This is a genomic window from Microcoleus pseudofavosus SVA1_A4, assembly GCF_036700565.1.
Classification (GTDB): domain Bacteria; phylum Cyanobacteriota; class Cyanobacteriia; order Cyanobacteriales; family Microcoleaceae; genus Microcoleus.
This window is the reverse complement of record NZ_JAUBPE010000017.1, coordinates 20804-35885: the sequence shown is the minus strand read 5'-3', so window position 1 is coordinate 35885 and position 15082 is coordinate 20804. Positions and strand designations below refer to the sequence as shown.

General features: G+C 47.1%; 16 protein-coding genes. 8 read left to right on the top strand and 8 right to left on the bottom strand.

The window, feature by feature from the left end; genetic code table 11:
* Positions 1–62 precede the first annotated feature (62 nt).
* Both QUA02_RS09820 and panB read left to right on the top strand, forming a co-directional pair.
* Positions 63–479: an aspartyl protease family protein gene (locus tag QUA02_RS09820; RefSeq protein ID WP_333027064.1), complete on the top strand. Its 417-nt coding sequence runs from the start codon at positions 63–65 to the stop codon at positions 477–479.
* Between the two features lie 174 nt (positions 480–653).
* Positions 654–1430 (top strand): 3-methyl-2-oxobutanoate hydroxymethyltransferase, encoded by a 777-nt coding sequence (panB, locus tag QUA02_RS09815; RefSeq protein ID WP_333027063.1) that lies wholly within the window; start codon positions 654–656, stop codon positions 1428–1430.
* 61 nt (positions 1431–1491) lie between these two features.
* Here panB and tatA read toward each other — a convergent pair whose 3' ends face one another.
* On the bottom strand, positions 1492–1689 hold the full coding sequence (tatA, locus tag QUA02_RS09810; RefSeq protein WP_333027062.1) for a twin-arginine translocase TatA/TatE family subunit: 198 nt from the start codon (positions 1687–1689) through the stop codon (positions 1492–1494).
* Positions 1690–1817: 128 nt separating this feature from the next.
* On the opposite strand from tatA, the gene QUA02_RS09805 reads away from it, so the two are divergent.
* The 4 genes from QUA02_RS09805 (at position 1818) to QUA02_RS09790 (ending at position 6382) form a co-directional block, all read left to right on the top strand.
* Positions 1818–2555, top strand: a complete 738-nt coding sequence (locus tag QUA02_RS09805; protein ID WP_333027060.1) for a phycocyanobilin:ferredoxin oxidoreductase — start codon at positions 1818–1820, stop codon at positions 2553–2555.
* A 71-nt stretch (positions 2556–2626) separates the two neighbouring features.
* A complete protein-coding gene (locus QUA02_RS09800) occupies positions 2627–4270 on the top strand; it encodes an HlyD family efflux transporter periplasmic adaptor subunit (protein WP_333027058.1) in 1644 nt (547 codons plus the stop codon).
* 137 nt (positions 4271–4407) lie between these two features.
* Entirely contained in the window at positions 4408–5568 is a 1161-nt protein-coding gene (devC, locus tag QUA02_RS09795) for an ABC transporter permease DevC (protein WP_333027056.1), read from the top strand.
* Between the two features lie 91 nt (positions 5569–5659).
* Complete coding sequence (locus tag QUA02_RS09790; RefSeq protein ID WP_333027054.1) at positions 5660–6382, top strand: DevA family ABC transporter ATP-binding protein; 723 nt, start codon at positions 5660–5662, stop codon at positions 6380–6382.
* A gap of 17 nt (positions 6383–6399) precedes the next feature.
* Here QUA02_RS09790 and QUA02_RS09785 read toward each other — a convergent pair whose 3' ends face one another.
* On the bottom strand, positions 6400–7311 hold the full coding sequence (locus QUA02_RS09785; protein ID WP_333027051.1) for a hypothetical protein: 912 nt from the start codon (positions 7309–7311) through the stop codon (positions 6400–6402).
* A 291-nt stretch (positions 7312–7602) separates the two neighbouring features.
* Positions 7603–7839, bottom strand: a complete 237-nt coding sequence (locus QUA02_RS09780; protein WP_333027048.1) for a hypothetical protein — start codon at positions 7837–7839, stop codon at positions 7603–7605.
* Between the two features lie 12 nt (positions 7840–7851).
* Between QUA02_RS09780 and QUA02_RS09775 the strand changes: the two genes are divergently transcribed.
* Positions 7852–9909: a DNA polymerase III subunit gamma/tau gene (locus QUA02_RS09775; protein ID WP_333027046.1), complete on the top strand. Its 2058-nt coding sequence runs from the start codon at positions 7852–7854 to the stop codon at positions 9907–9909.
* 4 nt (positions 9910–9913) lie between these two features.
* On the opposite strand, the gene QUA02_RS09770 is transcribed toward QUA02_RS09775, so the two are convergent.
* The 5 genes from QUA02_RS09770 to QUA02_RS09750 all read right to left on the bottom strand — a co-directional run bounded on the left by QUA02_RS09770 (position 9914) and on the right by QUA02_RS09750 (position 14706).
* Positions 9914–10672: a GNAT family N-acetyltransferase gene (locus tag QUA02_RS09770; RefSeq protein ID WP_333027044.1), complete on the bottom strand. Its 759-nt coding sequence runs from the start codon at positions 10670–10672 to the stop codon at positions 9914–9916.
* Positions 10673–10698: 26 nt separating this feature from the next.
* Entirely contained in the window at positions 10699–12039 is a 1341-nt protein-coding gene (clpX, locus tag QUA02_RS09765; RefSeq protein WP_333027042.1) for an ATP-dependent protease ATP-binding subunit ClpX, read from the bottom strand.
* A 9-nt stretch (positions 12040–12048) separates the two neighbouring features.
* Positions 12049–12738 carry an ATP-dependent Clp endopeptidase proteolytic subunit ClpP gene (clpP, locus tag QUA02_RS09760; protein WP_333027040.1) on the bottom strand — a complete coding sequence of 230 codons (690 nt, stop codon included), beginning with the start codon at positions 12736–12738 and terminating at the stop codon, positions 12049–12051.
* Positions 12739–13127: 389 nt separating this feature from the next.
* Entirely contained in the window at positions 13128–14546 is a 1419-nt protein-coding gene (gene tig, locus QUA02_RS09755; RefSeq protein ID WP_333027038.1) for a trigger factor, read from the bottom strand.
* Positions 14515–14706, bottom strand: a complete 192-nt coding sequence (locus tag QUA02_RS09750) for a hypothetical protein (RefSeq protein WP_333027037.1) — start codon at positions 14704–14706, stop codon at positions 14515–14517. The genes tig and QUA02_RS09750 overlap by 32 nt, the downstream gene beginning before the upstream one ends.
* 67 nt (positions 14707–14773) lie before the next feature.
* Here QUA02_RS09750 and QUA02_RS09745 point away from each other — a divergent pair, with 67 nt between their 5' ends.
* Positions 14774–14986, top strand: a complete 213-nt coding sequence (locus QUA02_RS09745; RefSeq protein ID WP_333027035.1) for a hypothetical protein — start codon at positions 14774–14776, stop codon at positions 14984–14986.
* Positions 14987–15082: the final 96 nt, after the last annotated feature.

Genomic DNA, 15082 nt, shown 5'->3' with positions numbered 1-15082 from the left:
TCGTATATAATTTATTCAACGGAAAACAGAATCATTCTCTAGCCAAACAAAAGGATAAAAAAATGGGCAGAGTTACCGCAACAATAACCGTCACCAATCACATTGATGAAATTCTTGGAGAAAGAGGGTTCATCCCCGCAGAGCAAATACGCTCTCTCACCATCGATAACGTCTTAGTCGATACAGGGGCAACTCGACTCTGTTTGCCAGCAGATATTATCAGTCAGTTGGGTTTGCCAATGTCAGGTGAAATCGACGGACATACGGCAATAGGAACCAGAAAATTTCGTCTGTTCAAAGATGTCAGTCTTGCCGTAGCTGGCAGGGAAGGCAGGTATGATTGTGTAGAACTTCCCGCAGGAGAAGAACCTTTACTCGGCTTAATTCCCCTCGAAGATTTGGGTTTAGAACCGGACTTGAAAAATCAGCGGTTGATTGTTTTGCCGGCGGAGGGAATGCAAAGCTATATTCGGGTGTAAAATTCCGATTAGTTCCATCTCTTCGTCTCGCGTTGCGCGGAATTCGTTTGACTATATGAGCGATTTCAATCACCAAATGATTTTAAATACCCCGTTTATCTCTTAGTCCGCGCAGGCGGACTTCGTTTGTATAGAAGCAATTTCAATCGCCGAATTATCTAGGAGTCAACTAAAATGTCAGTCACTACTAATCAATTAATTCAGTGGAAACAACAAGGGCGGTCAATTGTTGCCCTGACAGGTTATGATTATGCGATCGCCCAACTCATCGACCAAGCAGGCGTAGATATCATCCTCGTCGGCGATTCCCTCGCCATGACAGTCTTAGGCTACGAAACTACGCTACCGCTAACTCTCGATGAAATGCTGCACCACGCTAAAGCTGTGCGCCGTGGAGTTAAACAAGCATTAATTGTTGTCGATTTGCCGTTTTTGACTTATCAAGAAAGCCCCCAGCAAGCCATGCACTCGGCGGGGAGAGTTTTGAAAGAAACAGGCGCTCAAGCTGTAAAATTAGAAGGTGGATATCCAGCAATGGCGGCCACAGTTTTGCAGCTAACATCCGCCGGAATTCCAGTTATGGGACACGTCGGTTTAACTCCGCAGTCTGTACACCAACTCGGCTACAAAAAACAAGGAAAAACTGTTGAAGCTGCCGATCGCATCATAGCAGAGTCGATCGCGCTTCAAGAAGCCGGTGCTTTTGCGATCGTGTTAGAACACATTCCCGCAGACTTAGCCGCTCAAATTACCCAAAAATTAAGTATTCCCACCATTGGTATCGGCGCGGGGCCGCACTGCGACGGCCAAGTTTTAGTTACTTCCGATTTGTTGGGACTTTCCGAAAAACAGCCGCCTTTTGCGAAAGCTTATGCCAATTTGCGAGAAACGATTACCCAAGCTGTCAAAGATTATTCCCTCGAAGTTAGAGAAGGCAAATTTCCCGAATAGGTTCTTAGTGAGGAATTGAGTCCTTAAAAATGAGGAATAAAATCCTCACTAAAAACCTAATTTACACTTTCGGCTGGCCCTCTTCCTCTTTATTTTTCTCCCGATCAACAGCTTCATCATCAGATTGACCGATGCCATCCTTAAAACTACGCAAAGTTTTGCCTAAAGCATTTCCTAACTCAGGAATCTTCTTGGGCCCGAAAATTAGAATAGCGACTACCGCAACAATGCCCATTTCGGGCAATCCCAGACCAAACATACAAAATCTCCTGTAAAACTTGCTCGATCGTAAGTCAATCTACTGATATTGTTAAAGTATCTACCTTTTTTCCTGCATCCTGCAACAGTAGAATCAAGTTTTATTAAGCTATCCCCCGATAAATAGGAATGTTAGAAATATCCCAGCCTTCTCTGCGCGAACAACAGCACCATCTCATCCGCGATTTAGCCGATCGGATGGAAGCAGTATGGCACCGCTATCTCGACCTCGAACCCTACCACCTGCCCGCTGAGTTGGGATATATAGAAGGGCGCTTGGAAGGAGAAAAACTGATCGTGGAAAACCGCTGCTATCAAACGCCCCAGTTCCGCAAAATACACCTCGAACTCGCTAAAGTCGGGCCGGTACTTGACATTCTGCACTGCGTGATGTTTCCCAGACCGAATTATGCTTTGCCGATGTTCGGTACGGATATAGTAGCAGGCAAAGGCCAAGTTAGCGCCGCGATCGCAGACCTTTCTCCCCTCAATCGAGATCGAACTTTGTCGGAAATTTACCGAACTCAACTGGAAATTTTGCCGGTCAAGCAATTTTCTTGTCCCCGCCAAATTCCAGAATGGGGGGATATTTTCTCAGAATTTTGCCTGTTTGTGCGACCAGAGTCGATCGAAGAAAACAGTCGGTTTTTGGATATTGTTGAATCCTACGTTGAAATTCACTGCAAACAGGCAGTCGCTTCCGAACCAGTCTCTGCCGCCGAAGCATCGGAAATTCTCGACGCTCAAATTTACTACTGCACCCAGCAGCAGCAAAACGACAAAACCCGCCGCGTACTCGAAAAAGCTTTCGGTCAAGATTGGGCCGAACATTACATGACCGAGGTGCTTTTTGATATCCCTAAATAGCTGAAACTGGTTTACAATACTTAAGAGTAGGTGGGCAAAACTTAATTAGGAAATCACCTACTTTATAAATAATGGGAAAGGAATCACGGGTCAAGGATAAATCATTTTTAAAACCCCCAGGGCGAGGAGTCATCGGTTTAGCGATCGCCGCTACTCTCATTACCACAGGAGTAGGTTTTTGGCAAGTATCTCAACTTAGAAAAGCCGAAGAGTTAAAGGCGGCGGCGGCTGCTGCTGCTGCAACTCCCGTCTCCACCCGAAAGGGCGTTACCGCTTTGGGTAGGTTGACTCCGCAGGGGGAAGTTATAAACTTGTCAGCCCCTTCGGCGTCGGAGGGAGCAAGAATTGAACTGTTGCAGGTGGAAGAGGGCGATCGAGTCAGTCAAGGACAAATCATAGCAGTTCTCGATACGCGCGATCGGCTCCAAGCAATCCTCCAACAAGCCGACAAAGAAGTCAAAGTCAAACAAGCAGAATTAGCGAAAATTCAAGCAGGCGCAAAAACCGGCCAAATCGGCGCTGGGAAAGCCGAAGTTGCCAAGTTTGAAGCACAACTGCAAAGAGAAACCGAAGCCGAACAAGCTAACGTCGCCAAGTTTGAAGCTCAACTGCGAAGAGAAACCGAAGCCGAACAAGCTAACGTCGCCAAGTTTGAAGCACAACTGCAAAGAGAAACCGAAGCCGAACAAGCTAATCTTGCCAAATTTGAGGCACAACTAGAAAGAGAAACAGAGGTGCAGCAATCCAAATTGGCTAGGTTAGAAGCTCAATTGCGCGGCGAAATAGCCTCTCAAAACGCTACAGTCGATCGGCTAAAAGCCGAATTAACCAACGCCGAAGCCGAGGAACAACGCAATAAAGAACTCTCAGAAACAGGCGCAATTTCTGCTTCCGCCTACGACACCAAACGCTTAGCAGTAGATACGGCTCGCCACAAAGTCAAAGAAGCTCAAGCTATATTAGAAAAAACAGTGCAAACACTGCAAGAGCAAATAGTCGAAACTAAAGCCACAGTCAAACAAACAGTAGAAACAGGCAAGCAGGAAATCAATCAATCCCGAGCCAATCTCAAACGCAAGATAGAAACAGGCAGGCAGGAAATTAACCAAGCTAGAGCCACCTTAAATCAAAAGATAGAAACTGGCAGAGAACAAATCAATCAAGCCGAAGCAATACTAAAACAAAAAGCAGAAACCGGCCAAGAAGAAATCAATCAAGCCAAAGCAAATCTCGACCAAATTGGTGAAGTCCGTGCCGAAGACGTGCAAGCCGCCCAAGCAGCCGTCGAAAGTGCGATCGCCACCAAACAAAAAGCTCAAGTAGACTTAAACTTAAGCTACGTCAAAGCACCCGTATCCGGCTACATCCTCAAAGTTCACACCCGACAAGGAGAACGCATCAACACTCAAGACGGCATCGTAGAACTAGGCGGCACCGATCAAATGTACGCCGTAGCAGAAGTTTACGAAACCGACATTGCCAAAGTGCGAAACGGCCAGCGCGCTACCGTCAGCAGCCCCGTATTTGCAGGCACTTTGGAAGGCACAGTCGATCGCATCGGCAAACAAATCGGCAAAAAAGATGTCCTCAATACAGACCCCGCCGCCGACACCGACGCGAGAGTTATCGAAGTAAGAATTCGCCTAGATCCCGCATCGAGCAAAAAAGTTGCAACTCTGACAAACTTGCAAGTTGAAGTTAAAATAGACATCTAAAAAAGCGACTCACCCTGGATAGTTAATTTATTTATCCGTGTCCATTTTGCATCTTCCATCTTACATCTATCCATTAAATCCGTTAAATCAGTTACATCCCGTACATTGCTCGTTGCCGAACTTCCTTGATTAAAATTATGGCAAAAATACCGCTAGCTTGGGCACAGTTAACCCGCGAAAAAATGCGCTTAGTAATCGCGCTAGCCGGCATTGGATTTGCCGACTTGCTGATGTTTATGCAGTTCGGATTTAGAGACGCGCTATTTGAAAGCTCCATCAGCTTTCATGCAAAGTTAAAAGGGGATATTTTTATCACCAGCACTCAGTCAACGGCTTTAATAGCCATGAAAAGCTTTCCCCAGCGGCGCTTGTATCAAGCTTTGAGTTTTGACGGCGTTCAAGCAATCAGCCCGGTATATTTAGGCTTTGGCTTGTGGAAAAATCCCGAACCAGAAAAACGCAACACCCGCCAATTGATGGTAATCGGTTTCGATCCCGCTAATCCCATTTTTGATATGCCGGAAGTCCAGAATAATTTGGACAAAATTCAAATTTCGGATGTGGTTTTATTTGACCAAGCTTCTCGCCCGGAGTTTGGGCCAGTAGCGGAATATTTCCAGCAGGGAAAGCCTGTGCAAACTGAAATAGATAACCGTCGCGTTACTGTAGAAGGGTTATTTACTTTAGGAGCATCTTTCGGTGCTGATGGGAATATTATTACTAGCGATTTGAACTTTCTGCGGATTTTTCACACTAGAAGAACTAAAGGTTTAATTGATATAGGAATTGTTCACTTGCAGCCTGGAACGGATGTCAAGGCAGTTATTGAAAAAATGAGAGCAACTTTGCCACAAGACGTGACAATTGCTTCCAAGGAAGAGTTTGTAGCTTTTGAAAAAAAATATTGGGAAGAAAGCACCTCAATCGGATTTGTTTTCACTCTCGGCGCGGCAATGGGATTTATCGTCGGGATAGTGATTGTTTATCAAATTCTTTATACTGATGTTACCGATCATTTGCCAGAATACGCTACGCTGAAGGCGATGGGATACAAGGATATTTACTTTTTGACTGTGGTATTTCAAGAGGCTTTGATTCTGGCAATTCTCGGCTATTTGCCTGGGTTTGGGGTTTCTATGCTGCTGTACAATTTAGCGAGAAGTGCTACGAGTTTGCCGATGTACATGACTTTGATGAAAGCTGGAACTGTTTTTGCAATGACAGTTGTCATGTGTTCTGTGTCGGGGGCGATCGCAGTTAGGAAGTTGCAGGCGGCTGACCCGGCGGATATTTTTTAACGAAGGAAGAAGGAAGAAGGAAGAAGGAAGAAGGAAGAAGGAAGAAGGAAATACCAATTACAAATTACGAATTAACAGCTACAAATTACCAATGAATACTTTACCAGTTGTCTCAATTAAAAACCTCAATCATTACTTCGGCGAAGGACAACTTCGCAAACAGACATTATTTGACATCAACCTCGAAATTTATCCGGGCGAAATCGTGCTGATGACTGGGCCTTCGGGGTCGGGTAAAACAACATTGTTAACCTTGATTGGAGCTTTGCGATCGATCCAAGAAGGTAGTCTTAAAATTCTCGACCAAGAATTGCGGGGAACGGGGAAAAATAAATTAGTTCAAGTCCGCCGCGACATCGGTTATATTTTCCAAGCTCATAACTTGCTCAAATGCTTGACAGCTAGGCAAAACGTGCAAATGTCTTTAGAACTGCACAGCCATCTTTCTGGGCAAGAAACTAATGATAAAATAGAAGGAATGCTGGAAGCTGTGGGGTTGGGAGAAAGAATAGATTATTACCCGGACAGTCTTTCTGGCGGACAGAAACAAAGAGTTGCGATCGCCCGGGCATTAGTCAGCCAGCCGAAATTAGTATTAGCAGACGAACCCACAGCAGCACTAGACAGTAAATCAGGTCGAGATGTGGTAGAAATTATGCGAGGTTTGGCAAAAGAACAGCACTGCACTATTTTGCTTGTCACTCACGACAACCGCATTTTAGACATAGCCGATCGCATTATTCACATGGAAGACGGCTACCTCGCACAAGATACATCAACACCGGCTGCAACAGGCGTTCTTTCTGGCAAATAAAATTAATTCACCTAAACTTATTTCCGAGAACCGGGACGCTTTCCTCCTACTTTGGCAGGACTTTTTGTCCCACCTTTGGCTGGACTTTTAGAACTACTTTTGCCACTTTTTTGGCCTTTAGCTCCTGTCAACTGGCTCTCAGCGTCATTCGCAGGTCTGCCGGCAGGCGTTCTCGTAGTCCTAAAGGTAACATTTACCCCTTCATTCGACTGTTCCAGCACCAACATCGGCGTGGGCTTGGCTTTTTGATCCCACTCAATGTGAACGATGCGACCTTGAATTGTCGGCTGCCAACTGTCGTGGTCGTCTGAAGGACTCAGATAAGTTTCCAAACAGTCAATAATTTGATTAATTGTCGCTGATGTTGCCTGAGTTGGCAGTTTCATCAGCTTAATTTGAATCCGAAACAGCACTCGCTTTTCTATTTTTACTGCGGGATCTCCAGTTTCGTATTCGATATCAAACATCGAATCTACTTGCCTGCCGCTGCCGGCATTCCCGTTTTTATCTCCCACTGCACCCTGAGTCGGACGCAGGGCAATACTAATTTTGTCTTTGACTTTTACCTTAATCTGGTTCACAATGGCAAAGTGAAAGACTTCTTCCGCCATCCGCATTCTCAGGTAGTCTAAATTAAAGTCTCGCGAGTGGATGAGGTCGGGATTTTTTTCCATCTTTGACAGGGTTTCCAGAGCCATTTTGTATTTTTTCTGGAGTTCTCGATTTCTAAACTCCTCAAATTTGAGTTTTTTGCTCAAATCCTTGAGTTTTAGCTTGGTAAAAACCGCTAAACCGATAAGCAATAACAACAGTAATCCCGACGCTCCCATGAAGAGTTGGTCTGAGGACGGATCTCCCGGTTTAGACTGTTTAGGTTTGGGAGAGGCTACTGCCAACCTTGGTTCTACAAGGATTATTTGGGTTGACATGGGCTTTTAAAGGGTAAAATTTGACGCTATATTTATACAGAACTCCAGAATAGAGCTGGTAGTGCAACTCGATCGACTAACATTGACCTCATTCCACCACCATCTTGGTACAACTGGATTTCTGCAACTCGAACAGGCACCCTCTAATTAATACTTTATCTTTAACTGCAAGCAGGTTCCCGAAATATCGGAAAATCGCGCTCGGACACCGACCAAAAGAAATGGTCAATTCTCTGTGATATATTATACCAATATAGGGCAGAAAAAATGTTGGTTCGGCGGGCTCCGGTTCTAGCAAAAGAAAAATAAATACACATAAATTAATAGTAACTCTGGAAGCGAGCAGCGGAAAACATTAAGGAGAACCACCGATCGCTCGGACGATCGAGGGGCGGACGAAATCATGGTGCTAATTGCTACTGTTCGATCGCCAACGCCGTGCAATCCCACCGGGCGGCTGGCTGTGAGAGTCGAGCTCTCTTTGCGATCGAACAACGTCTCCTTAGCTAAGATTACAGCTAATACCACCCATATTCGATCGTGACCTACGAACCCCTGCACCACAAATATCGCCCTCAGACATTTGCCGAATTAGTCGGTCAAGAGGCGATCGCCCAAACCCTCACCAGCGCCATCCTACAAGAGCGCATAGCACCAGCATATCTATTCACCGGCCCCAGAGGCACCGGTAAAACCTCCAGCGCCAGAATTTTCGCCAAATCCCTCAACTGTATTTCTACGGTTGCCCCCACCCCGACACCCTGTGGCAAATGCAACGTTTGCCAAGAAATTACCCGAGGTTCGACACTAGATGTCATCGAAATTGACGCCGCCAGCAACACAGGAGTAGATAACATTCGGGATTTGATCGAACGAGCTCAATTTGCCCCCGTACAGTGCCGCTATAAAGTATATGTAATCGACGAAGTTCATATGCTCAGTACCCAGGCATTTAATGCCTTATTAAAAACATTAGAAGAACCGCCCGATCGCGTAGTATTCGTCCTCGCAACAACCGACCCTCAAAGAGTCTTGCCAACCATCATCTCTCGGTGCCAGAAATTCGACTTCCGCCGGATTCCTCTCGACTCAATGACCGCACACTTGCACAAAATTGCCAAATTAGAAAATATCAACATTGCCAGCGATGCAGTACAAATGATCGCTCAAATCGCCCAAGGAGGCCTGCGAGATGCCGAAAGTTTGCTCGACCAACTAAGCTTATTTTCCGGTGAAATAACAGTTGAAAAAGTTTGGGATTTAGTCGGTGCCGTTCCCGAAAATGACTTAATGGATTTGCTGCAAGCTATAGAAAAAGACGATCCTACAGCATTAATAGACATGACCCGACACCTCATGGATCGCGGTCGGGAACCGCTAATCGTGCTGCAAAGTCTCGCGAGCTTTTACCGAGATTTGCTAATAGCCTCATCTGCACCAAAGCGGTCAGATTTAGTAGCTTTGACAGCCGGAACTTGGGAAAAACTTTGCAATTTTGCCCGCAAGTGGGATGCCGAGTTGATTTTGGCAGGTCAGAAACACTTGCAAACCCACGAAGTGCAAATTAAAAACACTACTCAGCCGCGTTTGTGGCTGGAAGTAACGCTGTTGGGATTGCTGCCCTCAGCAATTAGAACTCCGCAGCAACCAACAGCCGAACCAGCTAAAAATATTACTCCATCACAAATTCATCCCCCCCAACCCCCCCAAGCTTTGGGGGGAAACCAGACATCTAATATTGAACAATCTTCAGTTCCCAATTCGCAAAATCCTCCACCTCAGCCGCCGCCTATTGCTAATCGAACAGAAATCACACCTTCTGCACAAATTCCCGCACCTGTACCAACTGCTGAAACGAATCAAACAAATTATTCACCGACTAATTCAGCCGATGAAATCGATTTAAATCGAGTGTGGGAACAGGTACTTGACCGCGTGCGGCCGCACGGCACTCAATCGCTGCTTCGCCAACACGGACTGCTAGTAATTTTTAGCAATGATACTGCTTATGTTAAGATTAGTTCGCAGCCGTTGCTGAATATGGTTAAAGACAAAGTAGCTAATATTGAAGAAGCTTTTTTGCAAGTTTTTAACCGTCGAGTAACAGTGAAAGTTGGATTGACAAATCCCGCTGAAACTAATAGTTCCCGCGCCAAGAATTTGCCAACTTCTAACGGACGTGTTGGCGAAACTCCTAGGAATTCTAATCCTGTGAGTGATGCGAATCAACAGGTGCAGCACTCACAGGATTCTGAGATTTTAGATAATTTTTCTAGGGAGGAGGGAGAAGAACAAAAACACCCGCCAGTGGCTGAAAATACCGCCGTTAATGTGCCGGCAATTTCCGAATCGCGATCGCCCACAAACGCCTCTACAGACTCTCAAAATGACTCTAACGCTCAGGCTGTAGCGGTGCGTGATGACGCGCGAAATGTCGCAAATTCGGCTAGGCAATTGGCTGATATGTTTGACGGGGAAGTAGTCGATTTGTCGGATGACTTGGAGATTTGGGAATCTGAAACTTTTAGATTGGAATCTGAACCGGATTTTCCCGAGTTATCTTCTGAGTTAGGTGAGGATGATTTCATCGATTGGTAAATGTCTACTGGGGCGGGAGCGAAATGTGCAAAATTTCGCCGATCGCACAAAATCCAGCGCGGGTGTAAACTCGGAATTCCTCCTCGTGTCCCGCCATCAAAAACGCCACCGCAACACCCGCGTCGAAAGCCTCTCGAAGCAGCCGGGCCGTCACAGCCCCTGCTATGCCCCGCCGGCGAAAAGGGACGCGCACGCCGATACCGGCGATTTCTGTCGTCTGATTTGCCGACACAGTACACATTCCAGCCCCCGCAGGTTCGCCCGTTGCTGCTACGCGAGCGAGTACGGCGATGCCACCTGCAGCCAGAGTTTTCCGAAGACTGTCAACGTCTTCAGGGCTTGGTGCAGACTCTGTGAAAGCCTTGTGTTGCGCCGCCACTGTACCGAGGATCTCGGCTTCGGAAACTGGCACAATGAGTTCGATGCCCGGGGGGATGGGAAGCAATTCCTCGGAACCCGGAGTGCAAGCCATCAGCGGCAAGCGTCCCTCAACGGTGAAACCCGCCGATATCAGCGTTTCTTCGACAGCCGGCGCTAGTTTCGCGACATACTCCAAACGCGGCTGTCGCCCGCGCTGAGAGTACGCAGCGATTAGCGCGTTGACATCGGCGAGCGAGGGTGCGGCGCCGTCGTCGGGAATCGCATAGTTGAGATAAGGGTTGGTGCTGTGGCGGCTGAAGGTAGCGAGGAACGGCCCGATCCGCTCGGTATCGCGCTGCTGGCTCGCGGCAAAGCGCAGGTATGATTGAATGCGAGATTCCATAAGTGGCTGTGCTGAAAACCTTGCTTTTAAGCTGACTCTGGCTTGGGCAGCGAAGACGGAAGTACCAACAGCTCGGCGGTCGATCGCTTCTCGACCATTTCCTTAGTAATCGTACACCGGGCAACATCCTTGCGCGACGGCAACTCGTACATCACATCCAACATCAACTCTTCGACTATTCCCCGCAGCGCCCGCGCTCCAGTTTTGCGGCGGTATGCTTCCTGGGCGATCGCCCGAATCGCATCCGGCTTAAAGTCCAACTGCACGTTATCCATCTTCAGCAGCTTTTGATACTGCTTAACCAAAGCATTGCGCGGCTCAGTCAAAATCGCCATCAGCGTTTCCTCGTCCAGCGGCTCTAACACCGCCGCCACCGGCACCCGCCCGATAAACTCAGGAATCATCCCAAACTTCACCAAATCGTCCGGTTCCAGTTGCTTGAGAACGTCAGCAGCCCGCTTTTCCTTCGGCTGAGCTTCTCCGGGTTGAATAAAACCCATTGACTTTTTGCCCGTTCTCTGCTCTATCACTTTTTCCAGACCGACAAAAGCACCGCCGCAGATAAACATGATATTGCTAGTATCAATTTGGATGCAGTCTTGATAGGGATGCTTGCGGCCGCCTTGAGGAGGTACATTGGCGATCGTCCCCTCCAGCATTTTCAGCAGCGCCTGCTGCACGCCTTCCCCAGACACATCGCGCGTAATCGAAGGATTTTCGCTCTTGCGGGCAATTTTGTCAATTTCATCAATATAAATAATGCCGCGCTGCGCCTCTTCCACGTCCATATCTGCCACTTGCAGCAGCCGCAGCAAAATATTTTCCACATCTTCGCCGACATAGCCCGCTTCCGTAAGCGTCGTCGCGTCAGCCACCGCAAACGGTACGTCCAGCATATCCGCCAAAGTCTGAGCCAGCAGAGTTTTTCCGCAGCCCGTCGGCCCGATTAACAAAATATTCGATTTTTGCAGTTCTACTTCTTCCGGCGGGTGCTTGCCGCTATTTTTGGCATGGATAAAGCTGAGGCGCTTGTAGTGGTTGTAAACTGCCACGGAGAGCACCTTTTTCGCCTCATCTTGCCCGATCGCATTTTCGTCGAGGTAATTTTTAATTTCCCTCGGCTTCGGAATTTGGCTCAGCGACATACTTTTGCCCGAGGTAGCGCGGCGCTTTTGCGTCGTTTCCTGCTTCGGAGCCGCCGCTGCCGGCACTGCACTCGAATCAAACAACTCCTCATCTAAAATTTCATTGCACAAGTCCACGCATTCGTCGCAGATATACACCCCGGGCCCTGCGATTAACTTGCGTACTTGCTCTTGAGACTTGCCACAAAACGAACATTTTAGATGGGAGTCGTACTTAGACATAACAGCCTCTTAATTCAGTGCAGTGACATTCTCTCCCGCCGCCGGAAGGTTTTCCTTTTCGATAACTCGATCGACCAAACCGTAATTTTTGGCTTCCTCGGCTGACATAAAAAAGTCGCGCTCTGTATCAGCCTCTAATTTATCGATCGGTTGACCCGTGTGGTGCGCTAGCAGTTGATTCAGCTTACGCTTATGATAAAGGATTTCTTTGGCTTGAATCTCAATATCAACTGCTTGACCTTGAGCGCCTCCGAGCGGCTGGTGGATCATAATCCGGGAACTCGGAAGAGACATCCGCTTGCCGGCTGCTCCTGCTGTCAGTAGAAATGCGCCCATACTCGCTGCCAAACCGTAACAAATCGTCACCACATCCGGGCGGATTTGCTGCATTGTGTCATAAATTGCCATGCCGGCCGTCACCGAGCCTCCGGGGGAATTAATGTACATTTGGACATCTTTTTCTGGGTCTTCGGCATCTAGATACAATAGCTGAGCCACTATCGAGTCAGCCACTTCGTCGGTTACGGGGGTTCCTAAAAACACAATTCGCTCCCGCAGCAAGCGCGAGTAAATGTCAAAAGCCCGTTCGCCCATCCCCGACTGTTCTAGTACCATCGGCACTACATTGCTGGGGCTGGTACTGACATCAAAATCGTTATAGCTTGTAATTAGGTAATTGGAATATTGAGATACAACCATAAGACACCAGTCAAGGATTCTAGACAATTTGCTGCTGCTGATGAAAGCTTTAAATTAAGCCGCCAGCTTTTAACTATTATGCCTCTTCTGAACCCCGATGGGGGGAATGGGGAGTTTTGAGTTTTGAGATTGCTTTCTGTGCTCGGCGCAACGCTGACGTGACTCGCAAGGCTCGCGGGGTGAATGAGTTAAAAGACTTACTTGCAAATAATCGCTGTTTCTAGCGCTTGCTTGTCAGCTAATCCCGATTTAATTTTCCCATTAAATGGTTGCAGTGCAAGGCATTCAGCTTACACATCGTGCAAGTTAAATTGGGAACAGCTTAGTAAGGATAAGGTGCGCGGTGCGCACCCTACACTTGTAGTTCAAAGGAAGCGAAACCTGTGGTTCTATTCTTCGCCTACGACTTCCACTTCGACGCTTGTGGCTGCTTCTTCTTCTGAAACTTCAGCGTCTGATTCTTCTGATTCTTCTGCTGCGGGATTCAGAGAGCCTTCAGGGACGAGTTCGATTGTCCCTTTTTCTTCCAACCATTTCAGGGTTTTTTGTTTGAGCAAGTCTTCTCCTACAAATTCCACCAATTTTATAGGATCAAAATTTCCTTTGGGAAATTGTTTTCTGACTTTTGCTACTTCTTCTAATACTTCTGCGTCTTCCACAGATAAGGATTCCAGCTTGGCTACTTCTGCCAGAGCTAGGGACTGCTTGAGCCGATCGATCGCCTCTGGACGCGAGCGTTCCCGCATCGGGCCCATATTTTCTTCGGTAAACAGTTGGTTGATATCTATGCCGTAATTTTTCAATTGGACGGCTTGTTGGTTCAGCAAATAATCGATTTCGCGATCGAGCATTGTTTCGGGAATTTCCACTTCTATTAGCTGCACGAGTGCTGCTGATATAGCTTTTTCCTTATTAGCTGATGTCTTGTTTTCTTGCTCTGCTTTAAACCGAGTTTCGAGGGACTCGCGGAGTTCTGCTAAAGTTTCAAACTCGCTGACTTCTTGGGCGAAGTCGTCGTCCAACTCCGGCAATTCTTTTTCCTTAAGTTCTTTGAGGGTAATCGTAAAGACTGCTGGTTTTCCCGCTAATTCTTCACTGCTGTACTCATCCGGGAACTGCACGGAAACTTCTCTTGTTTCTCCCGGATTCATCCCGATCATGCCTTGAATAAAGCCCGGTACAAACTGATTTTCCGATAATTCTACTTGAAAGTCTTCTGCTTGGCCGCCGGGAATTTCTGCGGGAGTTTCGCCTTCGGGAGCGTCTGCAAACCTGCCGGAAAAATCAACCAAAGCCGTGTCTCCCAACTGAGCTGGCCGGCTTTCTACGGGGATTAAAGTAGCTTTGTCCGATCGATATTTTGCCAGTACCTCATCTACCTGAGCCTCGTCGTACTTAGCTTCTTCTGCTTGAAGCTGCAAGCCGGTGTACTGACCCATTTTGACTTCTGGTTGTACGTCAACCTTAGCTGTAAATGTCAAAGTCTGTTCCGGGTCGAACTTAGCTAGTAATTCTTCAAACTCTGTGCTCAGTTCAAAACTGCCAATTGCCTGAATTTTTTCTTGTTCGAGGGCTTTTTGCAGCGACTCATTAATCAAATTTTCCAAAGCCGTCGCCTTCAAGCGAGTCTGGCCCAGGCGCTGTAGCAAAACTTGGCGGGGAACTTTGCCTTTGCGGAACCCAGGAATATTGATCTCGCGAGCAAATTGTTTAATTACTTGCTCGTAAGCTTGTTTTGACTTTTCTGACGGTACTTCGATTTCCAGACCAATTTGGCTAGCTGGAAGTTTTTCCTGGGTTACTTTCATCGGCTTTTTTGATATTTAACAATAGTGTAATAAAATACATACAAATCTGACTTTGCTGCATTTTAAGTTTGTACGCTTTGACTTGTAGCGGCACAACTACAAACACCTCTACCGGATGAGACTGTAAGTCGTGACCGGCGACTTTTTTGGCTTTTGCCAAATAGTTTTAGTTTGAGGATACTAGCTTTGGCTGCTAGGAAAGTGGAGGTTAAGTCCACTAATTGCCGATGCACCATAGCACATATCGCCCTGTGATGTCAATGTTTTCGACGGCGGCGGCGCGTCAAACTCAATGGATGCGCCTGCTCGCAGACCGATGCGGATTAGGCGCGGGGCGATCCTCTTCGAGGGCTTCGCTAACGGCGAAAGATGCTAAACTGGGATTGTGTACGATCGAGCTGCAATCTGAATCGAATCGTCCGATCGACCGCTCCGGTTAACTGCACCCTTGCCATCCTCTCACGATCCTGATGTCGCCTAACATTAATTAAGTTTGATATTGAGTATTGCAGTTATTTTAATTTCTGATTTCGATC